Origin of the sequence: Streptomyces sp. NBC_01016 (assembly GCF_026341035.1) — a bacterium.
Lineage (GTDB): Bacteria > Actinomycetota > Actinomycetes > Streptomycetales > Streptomycetaceae > Streptomyces.
Map to the genome: position 1 here is coordinate 1,908,049 of NZ_JAPEOQ010000001.1, position 13,786 is coordinate 1,921,834.

At 72.9% G+C, this 13,786-nt stretch carries 10 protein-coding genes; 8 read left to right on the forward strand and 2 right to left on the reverse strand.

Translation table 11 applies throughout. From position 1 onward, the window contains the following. Positions 1-95: 95 nt before the first annotated feature. The 7 genes from OG746_RS09060 (at position 96) to sucD (ending at position 9,935) form a co-directional block, all read left to right on the forward strand. Complete coding sequence (locus OG746_RS09060) at positions 96-1,277, forward strand: ATP-binding protein (protein WP_266713238.1); 1,182 nt, start codon at positions 96-98, stop codon at positions 1,275-1,277. After that, on the forward strand, positions 1,274-3,592 hold the full coding sequence (locus OG746_RS09065) for a DUF5682 family protein (RefSeq protein ID WP_266713240.1): 2,319 nt from the start codon (positions 1,274-1,276) through the stop codon (positions 3,590-3,592). The genes OG746_RS09060 and OG746_RS09065 overlap by 4 nt, the downstream gene beginning before the upstream one ends. Then, positions 3,589-4,797 carry a VWA domain-containing protein gene (locus OG746_RS09070; protein ID WP_266713242.1) on the forward strand — a complete coding sequence of 403 codons (1,209 nt, stop codon included), beginning with the start codon at positions 3,589-3,591 and terminating at the stop codon, positions 4,795-4,797. Before OG746_RS09065 ends, OG746_RS09070 begins: the two co-directional genes overlap by 4 nt. A 74-nt stretch (positions 4,798-4,871) precedes the next feature. Next, positions 4,872-6,131 carry a hypothetical protein gene (locus OG746_RS09075; protein WP_266713244.1) on the forward strand — a complete coding sequence of 420 codons (1,260 nt, stop codon included), beginning with the start codon at positions 4,872-4,874 and terminating at the stop codon, positions 6,129-6,131. A gap of 88 nt (positions 6,132-6,219) precedes the next feature. Then, entirely contained in the window at positions 6,220-7,434 is a 1,215-nt protein-coding gene (locus OG746_RS09080) for a hypothetical protein (RefSeq protein WP_266713246.1), read from the forward strand. Between the two features lie 420 nt (positions 7,435-7,854). Further along, positions 7,855-9,033, forward strand: coding sequence for an ADP-forming succinate--CoA ligase subunit beta (gene sucC / locus OG746_RS09085; RefSeq protein WP_266713248.1), 1,179 nt, complete (start codon positions 7,855-7,857; stop codon positions 9,031-9,033). Positions 9,034-9,053: 20 nt separating this feature from the next. Then, positions 9,054-9,935 carry a succinate--CoA ligase subunit alpha gene (gene sucD, locus OG746_RS09090; protein WP_266713250.1) on the forward strand — a complete coding sequence of 294 codons (882 nt, stop codon included), beginning with the start codon at positions 9,054-9,056 and terminating at the stop codon, positions 9,933-9,935. An 87-nt stretch (positions 9,936-10,022) separates the two neighbouring features. Here sucD and OG746_RS09095 read toward each other — a convergent pair whose 3' ends face one another. After that, the gene (locus tag OG746_RS09095) at positions 10,023-11,201 is read right to left on the reverse strand and encodes a helix-turn-helix domain-containing protein (RefSeq protein ID WP_266713252.1); all 1,179 of its coding nucleotides are present in this window, start codon (positions 11,199-11,201) and stop codon (positions 10,023-10,025) included. Between the two features lie 122 nt (positions 11,202-11,323). On the opposite strand from OG746_RS09095, the gene OG746_RS09100 reads away from it, so the two are divergent. Next, positions 11,324-12,718, forward strand: a complete 1,395-nt coding sequence (locus OG746_RS09100; RefSeq protein ID WP_266713254.1) for a cell division protein PerM — start codon at positions 11,324-11,326, stop codon at positions 12,716-12,718. A 122-nt stretch (positions 12,719-12,840) separates the two neighbouring features. On the opposite strand, the gene OG746_RS09105 is transcribed toward OG746_RS09100, so the two are convergent. Continuing rightward, positions 12,841-13,641: a hypothetical protein gene (locus OG746_RS09105; protein WP_266713256.1), complete on the reverse strand. Its 801-nt coding sequence runs from the start codon at positions 13,639-13,641 to the stop codon at positions 12,841-12,843. Between the last annotated feature and the right edge of the window lie 145 nt (positions 13,642-13,786).

Here is a 13,786-nt window from a genome sequence, read left to right on the forward strand (position 1 = left end):
CAGTGGCGTGGTGCACCGTGGAATCCATCACGCGACGAGAGCGGTCGAGGGCTCGTCGTGCGGATTCGAGTTGGGCGAGTTGGAGGGGGACAGCCATGACCATTTCCGTCGAGAGCCAGACCGAGAACCAGATCGAGAGCAAGGCCGGGAGCCAGCCCGGGACCGGGGCCGGGAGTCAGGGCGGGGGCCAGGTCGCGGACGAGGTGCTGCGGGCGCACGCCGAGGACGCGTTCGCGGAGGAACTCGCGGCGCTCGCCGCGCAGGACGACCGGCCGCGGCCGGCCCGCTGGCGCATGTCGCCGTGGGCCGTCGCGACCTATCTGCTCGGTGGCACGCTGCCCGACGGCACGGTGATCTCGCCGAAATACGTGGGTCCGCGCCGCATCGTCGAGGTCGCCGTGACGACGCTGGCGACCGACCGGGCGCTGCTCCTGCTCGGCGTGCCCGGCACCGCCAAGACCTGGGTGTCCGAGCATCTCGCCGCCGCCGTGAGCGGGGATTCGACGCTGCTGGTGCAGGGCACGGCGGGGACGCCGGAGGAGGCCATCCGCTACGGCTGGAACTACGCGCAGCTGCTGGCCAACGGGCCGAGCAGGGACGCCCTCGTGCCGAGCCCGGTCATGCGGGCGATGGCGGAGGGGATGACCGCGCGCGTCGAGGAGCTGACGCGTATCCCGGCCGATGTGCAGGACACACTGATCACGATCCTGTCCGAGAAGACCTTGCCGATACCGGAGTTGGGGCAGGAGGTGCAGGCCGTGCGCGGCTTCAACCTCATCGCCACGGCCAACGACCGGGACCGCGGGGTCAACGATCTGTCGAGCGCGCTGCGGCGCCGGTTCAACACGGTCGTGCTGCCGCTGCCCGCGAGCGTGGAGGACGAGGTCGACATCGTCTCGCGGCGGGTCGACCAGGTCGGCCGCGCACTGGAACTGCCCAGCGCGCCCGACGGGATGGACGAGATCCGCCGCGTCGTCACCGTCTTCCGCGAGCTGCGCGACGGTGTGACGGCCGACGGGCGGACGAAGGTGAAGTCCCCCAGCGGCACGCTGTCGACCGCCGAGGCGATCTCCGTCGTCACCAACGGCCTCGCGCTGTCCGCCCACTTCGGGGACGGCGTGCTGCGTCCCTCCGACGTGGCCGCCGGGATCCTCGGGGCCGTCGTGCGTGATCCGGCGGCGGACCGGGTCGTCTGGCAGGAGTACCTGGAGGCCGTGGTGCGCGAGCGCGACGGCTGGAAGGACTTCTACCGGGCCTGCCGAGAGGTGAGCGCATGACGACACCGACCACGGGCCCCGCGCTGCTCGGCGTGCGGCACCACGGGCCCGGCTCCGCGCGCGCAGTGCGCTCCGCGCTCGACGCAGCGCAACCGCGGATCGTCCTGATCGAAGGGCCACCGGAGGCCGACGGTCTCGTGCCGCTCGCCGCCGAGGCCGGCATGCGGCCGCCGGTCGCGCTGCTCGCGCACGTCGGGGACGAGCCGGGGCGGTCCGCGTTCTGGCCGTTCGCCGAGTTCTCGCCCGAATGGGTCGCGATCCGCTGGGCGTTGGAGCGCGACGTGCCGGTGCGCTTCATCGACCTCCCGGCCGCGCACAGCCTGGCGATGCGGTCGGAGGACGACAAGAGGGAGGAGGCGGCGGAGGACGAGGGGGACTCCGTGCGCGTGGACCCCCTGCGGGTCCTCGCCGAGACCGCCGGGTACGACGACGCGGAGCGCTGGTGGGAGGACGTCGTCGAGCACCGGGACGGCGACGCCTTCGCCGCGCTCGGCGAGGCGATGGGCGCGCTGCGGGAGACGTGCGGGGACGGCGGACACGAGCGCGATCTGGTGCGCGAGGCGTACATGCGACTCCAAGTGCGCGCGGCCCAGCGTGAGTTCGCGGACGACGTGGCCGTCGTGTGCGGGGCGTGGCACGTGCCCGCGCTGCGGCAGCGGACGACCGTCGCGGCCGACCGCGCCCTGCTCAAGGGGCTGCCGAAGGCGAAGGTCGACATGACGTGGGTGCCGTGGACGCACCGGCGCCTGGCCCGCGTCAGCGGATACGGGGCGGGGATCGACTCGCCCGGCTGGTACGGGCACCTGTTCAGCGCGCCCGACCGGCCCGTGGAGCGCTGGCTGACGAAGGTCGCCGGGCTGCTGCGCGATGAGGACCGCATCGTGTCCTCCGCCCATGTCATCGAGGCCGTACGACTCGCGGAGACCCTCGCCGTGATGCGCGGGCGGCCGCTCGCGGGGCTCACGGAGACCACCGACGCGGTGCGGGCCGTGCTGTGTGAGGGCTCAGACGTACCGCTGGCGCTCATCCACGACAAGCTGGTGGTCGGCGACGTGCTGGGGGAGGTGCCCGAGGCGGCGCCCGCGGTGCCGTTGCAGCGCGATCTCACGCGGCAGCAGCGTTCCCTGCGGCTCAAACCGGCCGCCGCGGAGAAGGAGTTGGACCTCGATCTACGGGGTGACACCGACGCCGCGCGCAGCCGCCTGCTGCACCGGCTGCGGCTCCTGGGCGTGGCCTGGGGAGAGCCGGCGAGATCGGCTCGCGGCTCCACCGGCACCTTTCGCGAGTCGTGGCGGCTGCGCTGGGAGCCGGAGCTGTCCGTGCGGGTCGCGGAGGCGGGGGTGTGGGGGACGACCTTGCTCGCCGCCGCGACCGTCAAGGCGGAGACGGACGCGGTCGCCGCGCGGGCGCTCTCCGACGTCACGGCGCTCGCCGAGGTCTGCCTGCTCGCGGGGCTCGCGGACGCGCTGCCGACGGTGATGCGGATCCTCGCCGACCGCGCCGCCCTCGACACGGACGTCGGTCACCTCGCCGGCGCCCTGCCCGCCCTGGTCCGCGCCCTGCGCTACGGCGACGTGCGCGGCACCGACACCGAAGCCCTCGCCGACGTGGCGGCGGGCCTCGCCGAGCGGGTCTTCGTCGGCCTGCCCCCGGCGTGCGCGGGGCTCGACACGGAGGCGGCCGAGGAGATGCGCGGTCATGTCGACGCGGTGCACTCGGCCGTCGCGCTCCTGGAGGACAGCGGCGTGCGCGAGCGCTGGCGGACCGTGCTGCGCGTGCTCGCGGAGCGGGACGGCGTGGCCGGGGTGATCCGGGGGCGGTGCGCGCGGGTTCTGCTCGACGAGGGCGTGCTCGACGAGGAGGACGCGGCCCGGCTGATGAGCCTCGCTCTCTCGCCCGGCACCGCGCCGGCCGACGCGGCGGCGTGGATCGAGGGCTTCGTCGGCGGCGGTTCGGGCGGCGGGCTGCTCCTGGTGCACGACGAGCGGCTCCTGGCCCTGGTCGACGCGTGGTTGACGCGGGTGTCGGACGACGCGTTCACCGACGTACTGCCGTTGCTGCGCCGCACGTTCTCGGCGTACGAGCCGGGTGTGCGGCGGACCTTGGGCGAGCTGGTCCGGCGCGGGCCCTCCGAGGGCGGGCAGTCCCCGGTCACCGGTGGACCGCGCGGCTTCGGAGAGGACCTGGACACGGAGCGGGCGGACGCGGTGCTGCCGGTGCTGCGCCTCCTGCTCGGTGCGGGTGCGGGTACCGGTGATGGCGGCAGTGGCGGAAACGACGAGGGCGACAACGGCCCTGAGGGGGCGGTGGCATGACCGGCACTGAGACCAACACCAACACCAACACGGACGAGCGCTTGCGCCGGTGGCGCCTCGTGCTCGGCGGGGCGGACGCGGACGGCACAGGTTGCGGGCTCGAGGGGCAGGACGCCGCGATGGACGGCGCCCTCGCCGCTCTGTACGGCTCGGGCGGCGGCAAGCAACAGGGCGGGGGCAGCCGGAGCGCGGGGCTCGGGGCGTCCGCTCCTGCCGTGGCCCGCTGGCTCGGCGACATCCGGACCTACTTCCCGTCCTCCGTCGTCCAGGTCATGCAGCGGGACGCCATCGACCGGCTCGGCCTGTCCACGATGCTGCTCGAACCGGAGATGCTGGAGGCCGTCGACGCGGACGTGCATCTCGTCGGCACGCTGCTCTCGCTGAACAAGGCGATGCCGGAGACGACGAAGGAGACGGCCCGCGCCGTCGTGCGCAAGGTCGTCGAGGACCTCGAGAAGAAGCTCGCGACGCGCACCCGCGCCACCCTCACCGGCGCCCTCGACCGCAGCGCCCGCGTCCAGCGGCCGCGCCACCACGACATCGACTGGAACCGCACGATCGCGGCCAACCTCAAGCACTACCTGCCCGAGTACCGCACGATCGTGCCCGAGCGGCTGATCGGGTACGGGCGTGCGGCGCAGTCCGTGAAGAAGGAGGTCGTCCTCTGCATCGACCAGTCGGGCTCGATGGCGGCATCCGTCGTCTACGCCTCGGTCTTCGGGGCGGTGCTCGCCTCCATGCGCTCGATAACGACCCGGCTCGTCGTCTTCGACACGGCCGTCGTGGACCTGACGGACCAGCTCGACGACCCGGTCGACGTCCTGTTCGGCACCCAGCTCGGCGGCGGCACGGACATCAACCGGGCGCTCGCGTACTGCCAGTCGCAGATCACCCGCCCCGCCGAGACCGTCGTCGTCCTCATCTCCGACCTCTACGAAGGAGGCATCCGCAACGAGATGTTGAAGCGGGTCGCCGCGATGAAGGCGTCCGGCGTGCAGTTCGTGACGCTGCTCGCGCTCTCCGACGAGGGTGCGCCCGCCTACGACCGGGAACACGCGGCGGCGCTCGCGGGATTGGGCGCGCCGGCCTTCGCCTGCACCCCGGACCTGTTCCCCGACGTCATGGCAGCGGCCATCGAGAAGCGGCCCTTGCCGATACCGGACGCGGCATCGGAAAAGGGTGCACCCGCCGCGAACCGGATATGAGTACCCATCGGTAACAGGGGGCTTGCGCCGCATCCCTCGCCCCGTGCGAGGATTCGGCCACCGTGACTTCCCCTATGGCACTTCCCGCCCCCGTCGCTCGCCTGGTGCGTGCGACGGCAGGACGGCGTGCGCTGCAACTGGCGCTGCTGTTCGGTGGGTTGTTCGCCCTCGGGATCGTGTGCGGTGGCCGGGCGCAGGCGGACGGGGTGTCCGACGCCGGTTCGCTCGGTTCGGGTCACGTGGCGGTGCGGGAGCATGTCGCCGATTCCGTGGGGAAGTTGCGCGACGCGGGTTCCCGCGAGGCCCCGGCTCCCTCCGAGGCATCCAAGGTCGCCGAGTCCGCCAAGGCCACCGAGTCCGCCAAGGACACCGGGGCGTCCACGCACGCCAAGCCGACCGCGCCCACGCAGGGTCGGGAGGCGGCGCCCGCTACCGACCCCGCACCTGCACCTGCACCCGCGCCGGTTCGGCCCGCCGAGTCGACCCCGAACCCGGTCGACGCGCAGCACGCACCCGGCACCGACGCACCCAACGTCGAGGCACCCGGCGCCAAGCACGCGTCCGGCGTGCAGCACGTGTCAGACGTAAAGCGCCTGGCCCGCCCGCTGCACGACAAGCCCGCCGCTCCCGGCGACCCCGCCACCCGCACCACCACACCCACTCGCACCCTCACCCGAACCCCCACCGCACCCGTGCAGGCGTACCTCACCGAGCCGCTGCGTCAGCACATCGAGGCGCTCGGGGGTGACCGGGCGCGGCTGCGTTCGGCCGTCGACGCGCTGCGGTATCTGACGGCGCCGGTCGGTGCCACCGTGCGCCAGGTGACGGGGCCCGTCGAGGAGCTGGCGACGCGCGCCGTCGCGGAGCTCGTCGGCGCGGTGCCGGAGCAGCTGACGCACGGCCGGCTCGGCGGGATCATCCGCATCGTGGATCCCGCAGACGCCCGGCCCGCGCCGCCCGTCGCGACCGCGCCGCAGCAGTCGGACGCCCCGGCGGTGCACGGCGACCGGCCCGCCACGGCCGAGAGCCGGTCCCACGCAGCGGTGAGCGGCCCGCAGGCGCCCGACGTCGCGCAGTTCGGCGACGTACAGAAGGCGGATGCGGGCACGCAGGCCGCGGCGCGTCCCGCGGCGCCCGTCGTGCCGCAGCGTCCCGACGGTGCGCCGTCGGCCGGCGCGAGCGCGGGCGACGGTGGTTCGACGCGCCACGGTGATCTGCACGCGGCGACGTTCGGCGGCCGTGCGCCCGTTCTGCTCGCGTCCGGCGCCACGGCGTCCGCGGGCACCGCGCCGGTGGTCGACCGGCTGCGCGACATTCCCGAATTCCCCGGCTAGGGCAGTCCCTCCCCGCCCGTGACCTGCCGCGCGGGGGCGGAACAGGTCTGCCCAGTCGTGTAGTGAATTCGAAGGAACTGACGTACCCATGAACAAGAACATCCGCCGCTCCATCGTGATAGCCGCCGGCGTCTCCGGCGCCTGGGCCCTCGGCTCCGCCGTCGCCAGCGCCGACGAGCTGCCCGCGCACTCGCTGTCCGTGCCGGACGTCGCCGGCGACACCGTCTCCGACGTGCAGAACACGACGTCGCAGGTGACGGACAAGGTCGCCGACACGGTCGACCACACCCAGGCGACCAACAAGGCCAAGACCGCCACCCAGCACGCCAAGGCCCAGGTCCAGTCGACGGCCCAGCAGGCGAAGTCCCAGGTCCAGGCCCACCAGGTCCAGGCCCCGCAGGTCAAGGCCCCCACCACCGACGTCGCCGGCGTCAAGGACAAGGTCGCCGGTCACGTCACCGCCGCCCAGGGCCACGTCGCCGACACCCAGAAGCACGTGGCCGACGCCCAGGAGGGTGTCGACTACCTGTTCGGCCCGCTCGACGCCTTCGCCCCGCAGCTCCAGCAGGAGCTGACGCAGGCGGCGTCCCAGGCCCCCGCCTACGTCCAGGACAACGCCCGGAGCACCGTCCAGGGCACCGCCCAGAACGTCCGCACGAACACCGGCCCGGCCGTCGGCGAGACCGCCGACGCCGTGCTTCCGCCGGTCGCCGCCACCGCCGTGCACGGCGTGCTGCCGGTCGTCGGCCAGGCCCTCGGCGACGTGACCACCCTGGCGGGCGGCGCGGTCGGCGACGTGACGCCGTTCGCGCAGACCGTCGTCGGCGACAACGTCGCGCCCTTCGCGACCGGTGTCACCGGCCAGGTCCAGCCGCTGGCGCAGGGTGTGGCCGGCGACAACGTGGCGCCCTTCGCGCAGAGCGTCGTCGGCAACGACGTCACTCCGTTCGCGGGCGGCGTCGTGGACTCCGTGCAGCCGCTCGTGCAGACGGTCGTCGACCACGTGCAGCCGGTCGTCGGCGGCGTCGGCACCAGCGCGCACGGCCTGGCGCAGGGCGTCACCGGCGATGTCACGCCGCTCGCGCAGGGCCTGGTGGGCGACAACGTGGCCCCGTTCGTCCAGACCGTGGTCGGCGACAACGTCGCCCCGCTGGCCGGTGGCGTGACCCACGAGGTCGCCCCGTTCGCGCAGGACCTGACCGGCACCGTCACCGCCGACGCCCAGCCGCTCGCGGGCAACGCCGTCAGCGGCGTGCAGGGCGTCACCGGTTCCGTCGCGCCCAGCTACCTGCCCGGCGTCTGACCGACGCGACGGTGCCCGGTCGGCCGAAATCCATCGGCCGGACCGGGTCGCTTTCCGGGCATGACGGCGGGTGGTCCGCGTGGGGACGTGACCACCCGCTGACCTGCGGCCTCACCGAGCGCACCCCCGCTCGGTGAGGCCGCTTTCATTCCCCGGGCCCCTCGGCAGCAGCGTAGATAGCACCACAAAAGGGGCGCTCTGTGATGGGTATCACCGCTCAGGTGTGATCTGCGATTTAGAAGCCGTCCCTGAGCGGCGATAACCTGCGAGACGGACATGCCGCGTACTCGGTCACCGTGTACGCCTCCCTAGTGACAGCAGCGACAGCACTCGTCACGTGTGACAGCGGAGTCACGTTGCCCCTCGCGGCACGCCCACGCAGATAACGAACCGCGAGATCACTGATAGGGACGGACGCGCGTGGACCTGTTCGAGTACCAGGCGAGGGACCTCTTCGCCAAGCACGGTGTACCGGTGCTGGCCGGTGAAGTCATCGACACGCCTGAGGCGGCCCGCGAGGCGACCGAGCGTCTTGGCGGCAAGTCCGTCGTCAAGGCGCAGGTGAAGGTCGGCGGCCGCGGCAAGGCCGGCGGCGTGAAGCTGGCTGCCACCCCCGACGAGGCCGTGCAGCACGCGACCAACATCCTCGGCATGGACATCAAGGGCCACACGGTCCACAAGGTGATGATGGCCGAGACGGCTCCGGAGATCGTGGAGGAGTACTACGTCTCCTTCCTCCTGGACCGCACCAACCGCACCTTCCTCTCCATCGCCTCCGTCGAGGGCGGCATGGAGATCGAGGAGGTGGCGGCCAACCGCCCGGAGGCCGTCGCCAAGACGCCGATCGACGCCAATGAGGGTGTGACCCCCGAGGTCGCCCGCAAGATCGTCACGGACGCCAAGTTCCCGGCCGAGGTCGCCGACCAGGTCGCCGAGATCCTCCAGACGCTGTGGAAGACCTTCATCGACGAGGACGCGCTCCTCGTCGAGGTCAACCCGCTCGCGAAGGTCGCCTCCGGCAAGGTCATCGCCCTCGACGGCAAGGTGTCCCTGGACGAGAACGCCGGCTTCCGGCACCCCGACCACGAGGCCCTTCAGGACAAGGACGCGGCCGACCCGCTCGAGGCCGCTGCCAAGGAGAAGGACCTCAACTACGTCAAGCTTGACGGCGAGGTCGGCATCATCGGTAACGGTGCCGGTCTGGTCATGTCGACGCTGGACGTCGTCGCGTACGCCGGTGAGAACCACGGCGGCGTGAAGCCGGCCAACTTCCTCGACATCGGTGGCGGCGCCTCCGCCCAGGTGATGGCGAACGGCCTGGAGATCATCCTCGGCGACTCCGACGTCAAGTCGGTCTTCGTCAACGTCTTCGGCGGCATCACCGCCTGCGACGAGGTCGCCAACGGCATCGTCCAGGCGCTCGCGCTCCTCGAGGAGAAGGGCGAGAAGGTCGAGAAGCCCCTCGTCGTCCGCCTCGACGGCAACAACGCCGAGCTGGGTCGCAAGATCCTCTCCGACGCCAACCACCCGCTGGTGCAGCGCGTGGACACCATGGACGGCGCGGCCGACAAGGCCGCCGAGCTCGCGGCCGCGAAGTAAGGACGAGGGACTAAACAGCCATGGCTATCTTCCTCAACAAGGACAGCAAGGTCATCGTCCAGGGCATGACCGGTGCCACGGGCATGAAGCACACCAAGCTCATGCTGGCCGACGGCACGAACATCGTCGGTGGCGTCAACCCGCGCAAGGCGGGCACGTCCGTCGACATCGACGGCAATGACATCCCGGTCTTCGGCTCCGTCGCCGAGGCGATCGAGAAGACGGGCGCCAACGTGTCCGTGCTCTTCGTCCCGCCGGCCTTCTCCAAGGCCGCCGTGGTCGAGGCGATCGACGCCGAGATCCCGCTCGCCGTGGTCATCACCGAGGGCATCGCCGTCCACGACTCCGCCGCGTTCTACGCGTACGCGAAGTCGAAGGGCGACAAGACCCGCATCATCGGCCCGAACTGCCCCGGCCTCATCACGCCGGGCCAGTCGAACGCCGGCATCATCCCGGGCGACATCACGAAGCCGGGCCGCATCGGCCTGGTCTCGAAGTCCGGCACGCTGACGTACCAGATGATGTACGAGCTCCGTGACATCGGCTTCTCGTCCGCCGTCGGCATCGGTGGCGACCCGGTCATCGGCACGACGCACATCGACGCGCTCGCCGCGTTCGAGGCCGACCCCGAGACCGACCTGATCGTCATGATCGGTGAGATCGGCGGCGACGCCGAGGAGCGCGCGGCCGACTACATCAAGGCCAACGTGACGAAGCCGGTCGTCGGCTACGTCGCGGGCTTCACGGCGCCCGAGGGCAAGACCATGGGCCACGCCGGCGCCATCGTCTCCGGCTCCTCCGGCACCGCGCAGGCGAAGAAGGAGGCCCTCGAGGCCGCCGGCGTCAAGGTCGGCAAGACGCCGACCGAGACGGCGAAGCTGGCGCGCGAGATCCTCAGCTAAGAGGTTCTCTGCCAGGAGCTTCTCCTACGCAGCTCAGTGGGCCCGCACCGGTGACGGTGCGGGCCCACTGGCGTTGCGCCGTGCGCGCTATTCGGTGCTCGGCTCGAGCCGCTCGGGCCCTCCGCCCAGCTTCTCCCGCAGCTCCTTGCGCAGCTCCAGGTCCGCCTGCGTCAGCGGTTCGGGACCGGTCAGCGGCGGTACGCCGGCGATCGGCGAGCCCGGCGCCGGTACCGGCTCGTAGTGCGTGGGCGCCATCCGCACGGTCAGCGCCGTCGCGCCGATGATGAAGACCGTGAACGCGACGGCCGCCCGCGTCAGGAGCCGGGTGCGCCGCTCGCCGCCGCTGCGCACCACCGTGGACACGGGCGCGTCCAGCTTCTCCGAGCCCGCCAGCTCCGAGAGCCGCAGGTGCAGCTGCTCGGGGACCGCGAGGTCGGGCAGCCGCTGGGCGACCGCCTCACGGGCGTGCAGGATGCGGTTCGCGGCGGCCGGCGTGCTGGCCTCCGTCTCCGCCGCGGTCTCCGGCAGATCCAGGCCCACCCCGTCGTACAGCAGCAGTGTGCGCCGGTAGACGGGCGGCAGGTCGAGGAGCGCGCCGAGCAGCTCGCGGTCCTCGGGGGTGGCGGGCGGCGCCTCCGGCTGGCGCTTGCCGGGGCGCAGGCCGTGCCACGGCGACATCGCGTACTCGTACGCCGCCGCGCGCACCCAGCCCGCCGGGTCCGGGTCGACCGCCACCTCGGGCCAGTTCTGCCAGGCCTGCTGGAAGGCGCGCTCGACGGCCTCGCGGGCGAGGATCCTGCGGCCGGTGAGCAGATAGGTCTGCCGGACGAGGAACGGTGCGGCGTGCGTGTAGAGCGCGTCGAAGGCCTCGGCGGCGGTACGCGCGCGGGATGCCGCCGCGACGGGCTCCGGCGCGGGCTCGTGCTCCGCCACGGCCGTGGCGGTGGTTCCGGCCGTCGGCGGCGCGGGTTCTTGTTCTTGTATCGCGGCGGCCTTCGAGCCCGGCCTCGCTGTCGTCGGTGCCGCAGCCGTCGGTGCCGCTGTCGTCGGGGACGGCTCCTCCGCGGGGGTCAGCTCCGCCAGGAGGCGTGCGTACGCCTCCCGCTTCTGACCCTTTGGAGTGGTGCGGCCGGCTTCCCAGCGACGGACGGTTTCGCGCGTCACGCCGACCCGCTCGGCGACCTGGTCCCGGGACAGCGAGCCGGCCTCGCGGAGCAAACGGCGCTCCTTGGGCGGCGGCAGTGGGGTGGCAGCGCCCTGCGTCATCGTGAACTCCACACACCCTTTCGTGCGAAAAAGAACATAAACGTATCTTGTGCGACACATCCGGGCTTCGCCTGTTGCGCGAGGTAAAGGCGTGTCGTTGGGAGCATGGTCCTGTGACCCAAATGACCGGCCTTGGACTGTCGTTGCCCCTGCTCCTGACCCGGCTGCGGGAACGGGCCCCGGGCCCCGTCGGGGGTGCGCTGCGCGGGGCCCTCGCCGCGGGGCTCGGGCTCGGGTCGTGCGCCGTGCTCGTGATGGTGCTGTGGATCAGCTCGCCGTTCCCCGACAGCGGGCCCAGCGGCGCGCTGCACACCGCCGCCGCCCTGTGGCTCCTCGCGCACGGCGCCGAAGTGATCAGAACGGACACCCTCTCCGGGGTGCCCGCCCCGCTGGGAGTCAGCCCACTGCTGCTGCTCGCGGTGCCGGCGTGGCTGCTGCACCGGGCGGCACGGGACGCGGCGGAGGAGTCCGAGTCCGTGGTGGGCGTCTGGGCCGGTGTGGCGATCGGCTATCTGTCGGTGGCGGCCGCGGCGACCTACTACTGCGCGGGCGGTGAGCTGCGCCCCTCGTGGGTGAGCTGCGTGGCGCATCTGGTCGTGCTCGCGGTGGCCGCGTCGGGATTCGGGGTGTGGACGGCGCACGGGCGGCCGTACGGCCCGCTGCCGGGACCGCTGGCGGGGCTGCTCCCGGAGGGGTTCGTACGGGAGGTGGTGCCGGTCGCCGTGCGGGCGGCGCTGGCCGGGGTGCTCGCGCTGGTCGCGGGCGGGGCGCTGCTGGTGGCCGGGATGCTCGTGTGGCACGGGGAAGCGGTGCGGGAGTCGTTCCTGCAGCTCACGGGGGCCTGGTCGGGGCGGCTCGCGGTGCTGCTGCTCTGTGCGGGGCTCGTGCCGAACGCCGCGATCTGGGGGGCGGCGTACGCGCTCGGTCCCGGGGTCGTCCTCGGGGTCGGGCACACCGTGGGGCCGCTGGGGAGTTCCGGGGCCGCGATGCTGCCCGCGTTCCCGCTGCTCGTGGCGGTGCCGAAGGCCGGGGACGGGTCGCCGCTCACGTGGGCCGTGGGGGCGGTGCCCGTGGTGGCGGGAGTGGTCGTGGCGGGGTTCGTCGTGGCGGCGGGAGCGGGGTGGACGTGGCGGCGGACCGCGGGCGGCGTGGCCGTGGCCGGGGCGCTGTGCGGGGTGGCGATGGGGTGCTTGGCGGGGGCCGCCGGTGGGACCCTCGGCCGGTCGGCACTCGCGGAGTTCGGACCGGTGGGGTGGGTGACCGGGGCGGTGGCCGCGGGGTGGGTGTGCGCGGTGGGTGTGCCGGTGGGGTCGGCGGTGTGGTGGTGGCGGGAGCGGGGGAACCGGGTCCCCGAGGCCGACGCCGAGCCGGAGCAGTCGCCGCAGGTGTCGCAGGCGCAGGCGCCGGAGAAGGTGACGGTGCCGGAGTCGGAGACGGAGCGGGCGAAGGACGACTCCTTCGCCCTCTACGACTTCTTCGACGAGGACCCGCGCCCCTCAAGCCCCTCCGGCGACTGACTCTTCAAGCCCGCTTTTCGAACGAGAGCCCGCGGGGTCCCGGGGCAGCGGTGCCCATGTCCAGCCCCGCCGGCGTTTGAGGCGCGGGGTCCGGGGCGGAGCCCCGAGACCGCAACCCCGGCTCAGCGCTCGCCGAGCAACGGCCGCAGTTCCTTCGGCAGAAGGTCCTCGCAGGACTTCTTCGCCGCGTTGGTCAACGCATCCGTACGGCACTCGTAGTAGTCGCTGTAGACCATCTTCGCCGTGAACAACGACGCCACCATCGCGAGCGCGAGCGCCCCCGTGACCAGGCCGCTGATCGCCGCCGTCGTCTGCGGACGCGTGGTCTCGGAGCCCGCGGGGCGGGGCGTCGCGGCGACCGGGGTGTCCGGATCCGCAGGGCGGGGCGACTTCATGCGCAGCGCGCTGACGCCCCAGTACAGGGCGAGCACGCCGAGCAGCAGGGCCACGTACGGCCAGCTGAACAGGGCGAAGAAGAAGCCCCACATGCCGGAGAGTAGCGCGTAGCGCGCGCGGCGCTGGACCGGGTCCGTCGGGTCCCAGCGCATGCCGCCGGGGCCGGGGCCCTGCCCGCCGTTCTGCCCCTCGGGCCCACCGTTCCCGCCGTTGCCCGGACGGTCGCCGAAGCGGCCGCCCTGGGCGCGGCCCGGCTGACGGTCGCTCCACTGGCCGCCCCAGGGCGCGTTCCCCCCGTCCTGTCCGGAACCGGAACCGGATCCCGAGTCGGAGTCCGAGCCCTCCGGGTGGCGCGGCTGCCACGGCCGGTCGGGCGCGTCATCGGCCGGCGGCGCGAACGGATTGCTGTCCCGGGTGTCGTCCGACTCCTTGGACGACTCCTTGGGCGGCGACGGCGGCGTGGGTCGGCCTTCGCGCGGCAGGACGGCGCCGTTGGGCAGCGTGAGGCGAAGGCTTCGGTCCGGCATCAGATGTGCGTCTTCCCCTAGGTCGTCGGTCACGGGGCCGCTGGAGCGGCTTGGCGTGGCGTTCTTCACGTCAACGTCCGATGGCCGCTCAGCGTTCCGTTCCGCCGACGCTACCTGTAGGCCCGCCCGTCTCCCACCGCCACCC

Bases quoted from the DNA above. Each gene is read 5' to 3' on its own strand.
- OG746_RS09060 (WP_266713238.1), top strand. From the start codon at position 96: ATGACCATTTCCGTCGAGAGCCAGACCGAGAACCAGATCGAGAGCAAG.
- OG746_RS09065 (WP_266713240.1), top strand. From the start codon at position 1,274: ATGACGACACCGACCACGGGCCCCGCGCTGCTCGGCGTGCGGCACCAC.
- OG746_RS09070 (WP_266713242.1), top strand. From the start codon at position 3,589: ATGACCGGCACTGAGACCAACACCAACACCAACACGGACGAGCGCTTG.
- OG746_RS09075 (WP_266713244.1), top strand. From the start codon at position 4,872: ATGGCACTTCCCGCCCCCGTCGCTCGCCTGGTGCGTGCGACGGCAGGA.
- OG746_RS09080 (WP_266713246.1), top strand. From the start codon at position 6,220: ATGAACAAGAACATCCGCCGCTCCATCGTGATAGCCGCCGGCGTCTCC.
- sucD (WP_266713250.1), top strand. From the start codon at position 9,054: ATGGCTATCTTCCTCAACAAGGACAGCAAGGTCATCGTCCAGGGCATG.
- OG746_RS09095 (WP_266713252.1), bottom strand. From the start codon at position 11,201: ATGACGCAGGGCGCTGCCACCCCACTGCCGCCGCCCAAGGAGCGCCGT.
- OG746_RS09100 (WP_266713254.1), top strand. From the start codon at position 11,324: ATGACCGGCCTTGGACTGTCGTTGCCCCTGCTCCTGACCCGGCTGCGG.
- OG746_RS09105 (WP_266713256.1), bottom strand. From the start codon at position 13,641: ATGCCGGACCGAAGCCTTCGCCTCACGCTGCCCAACGGCGCCGTCCTG.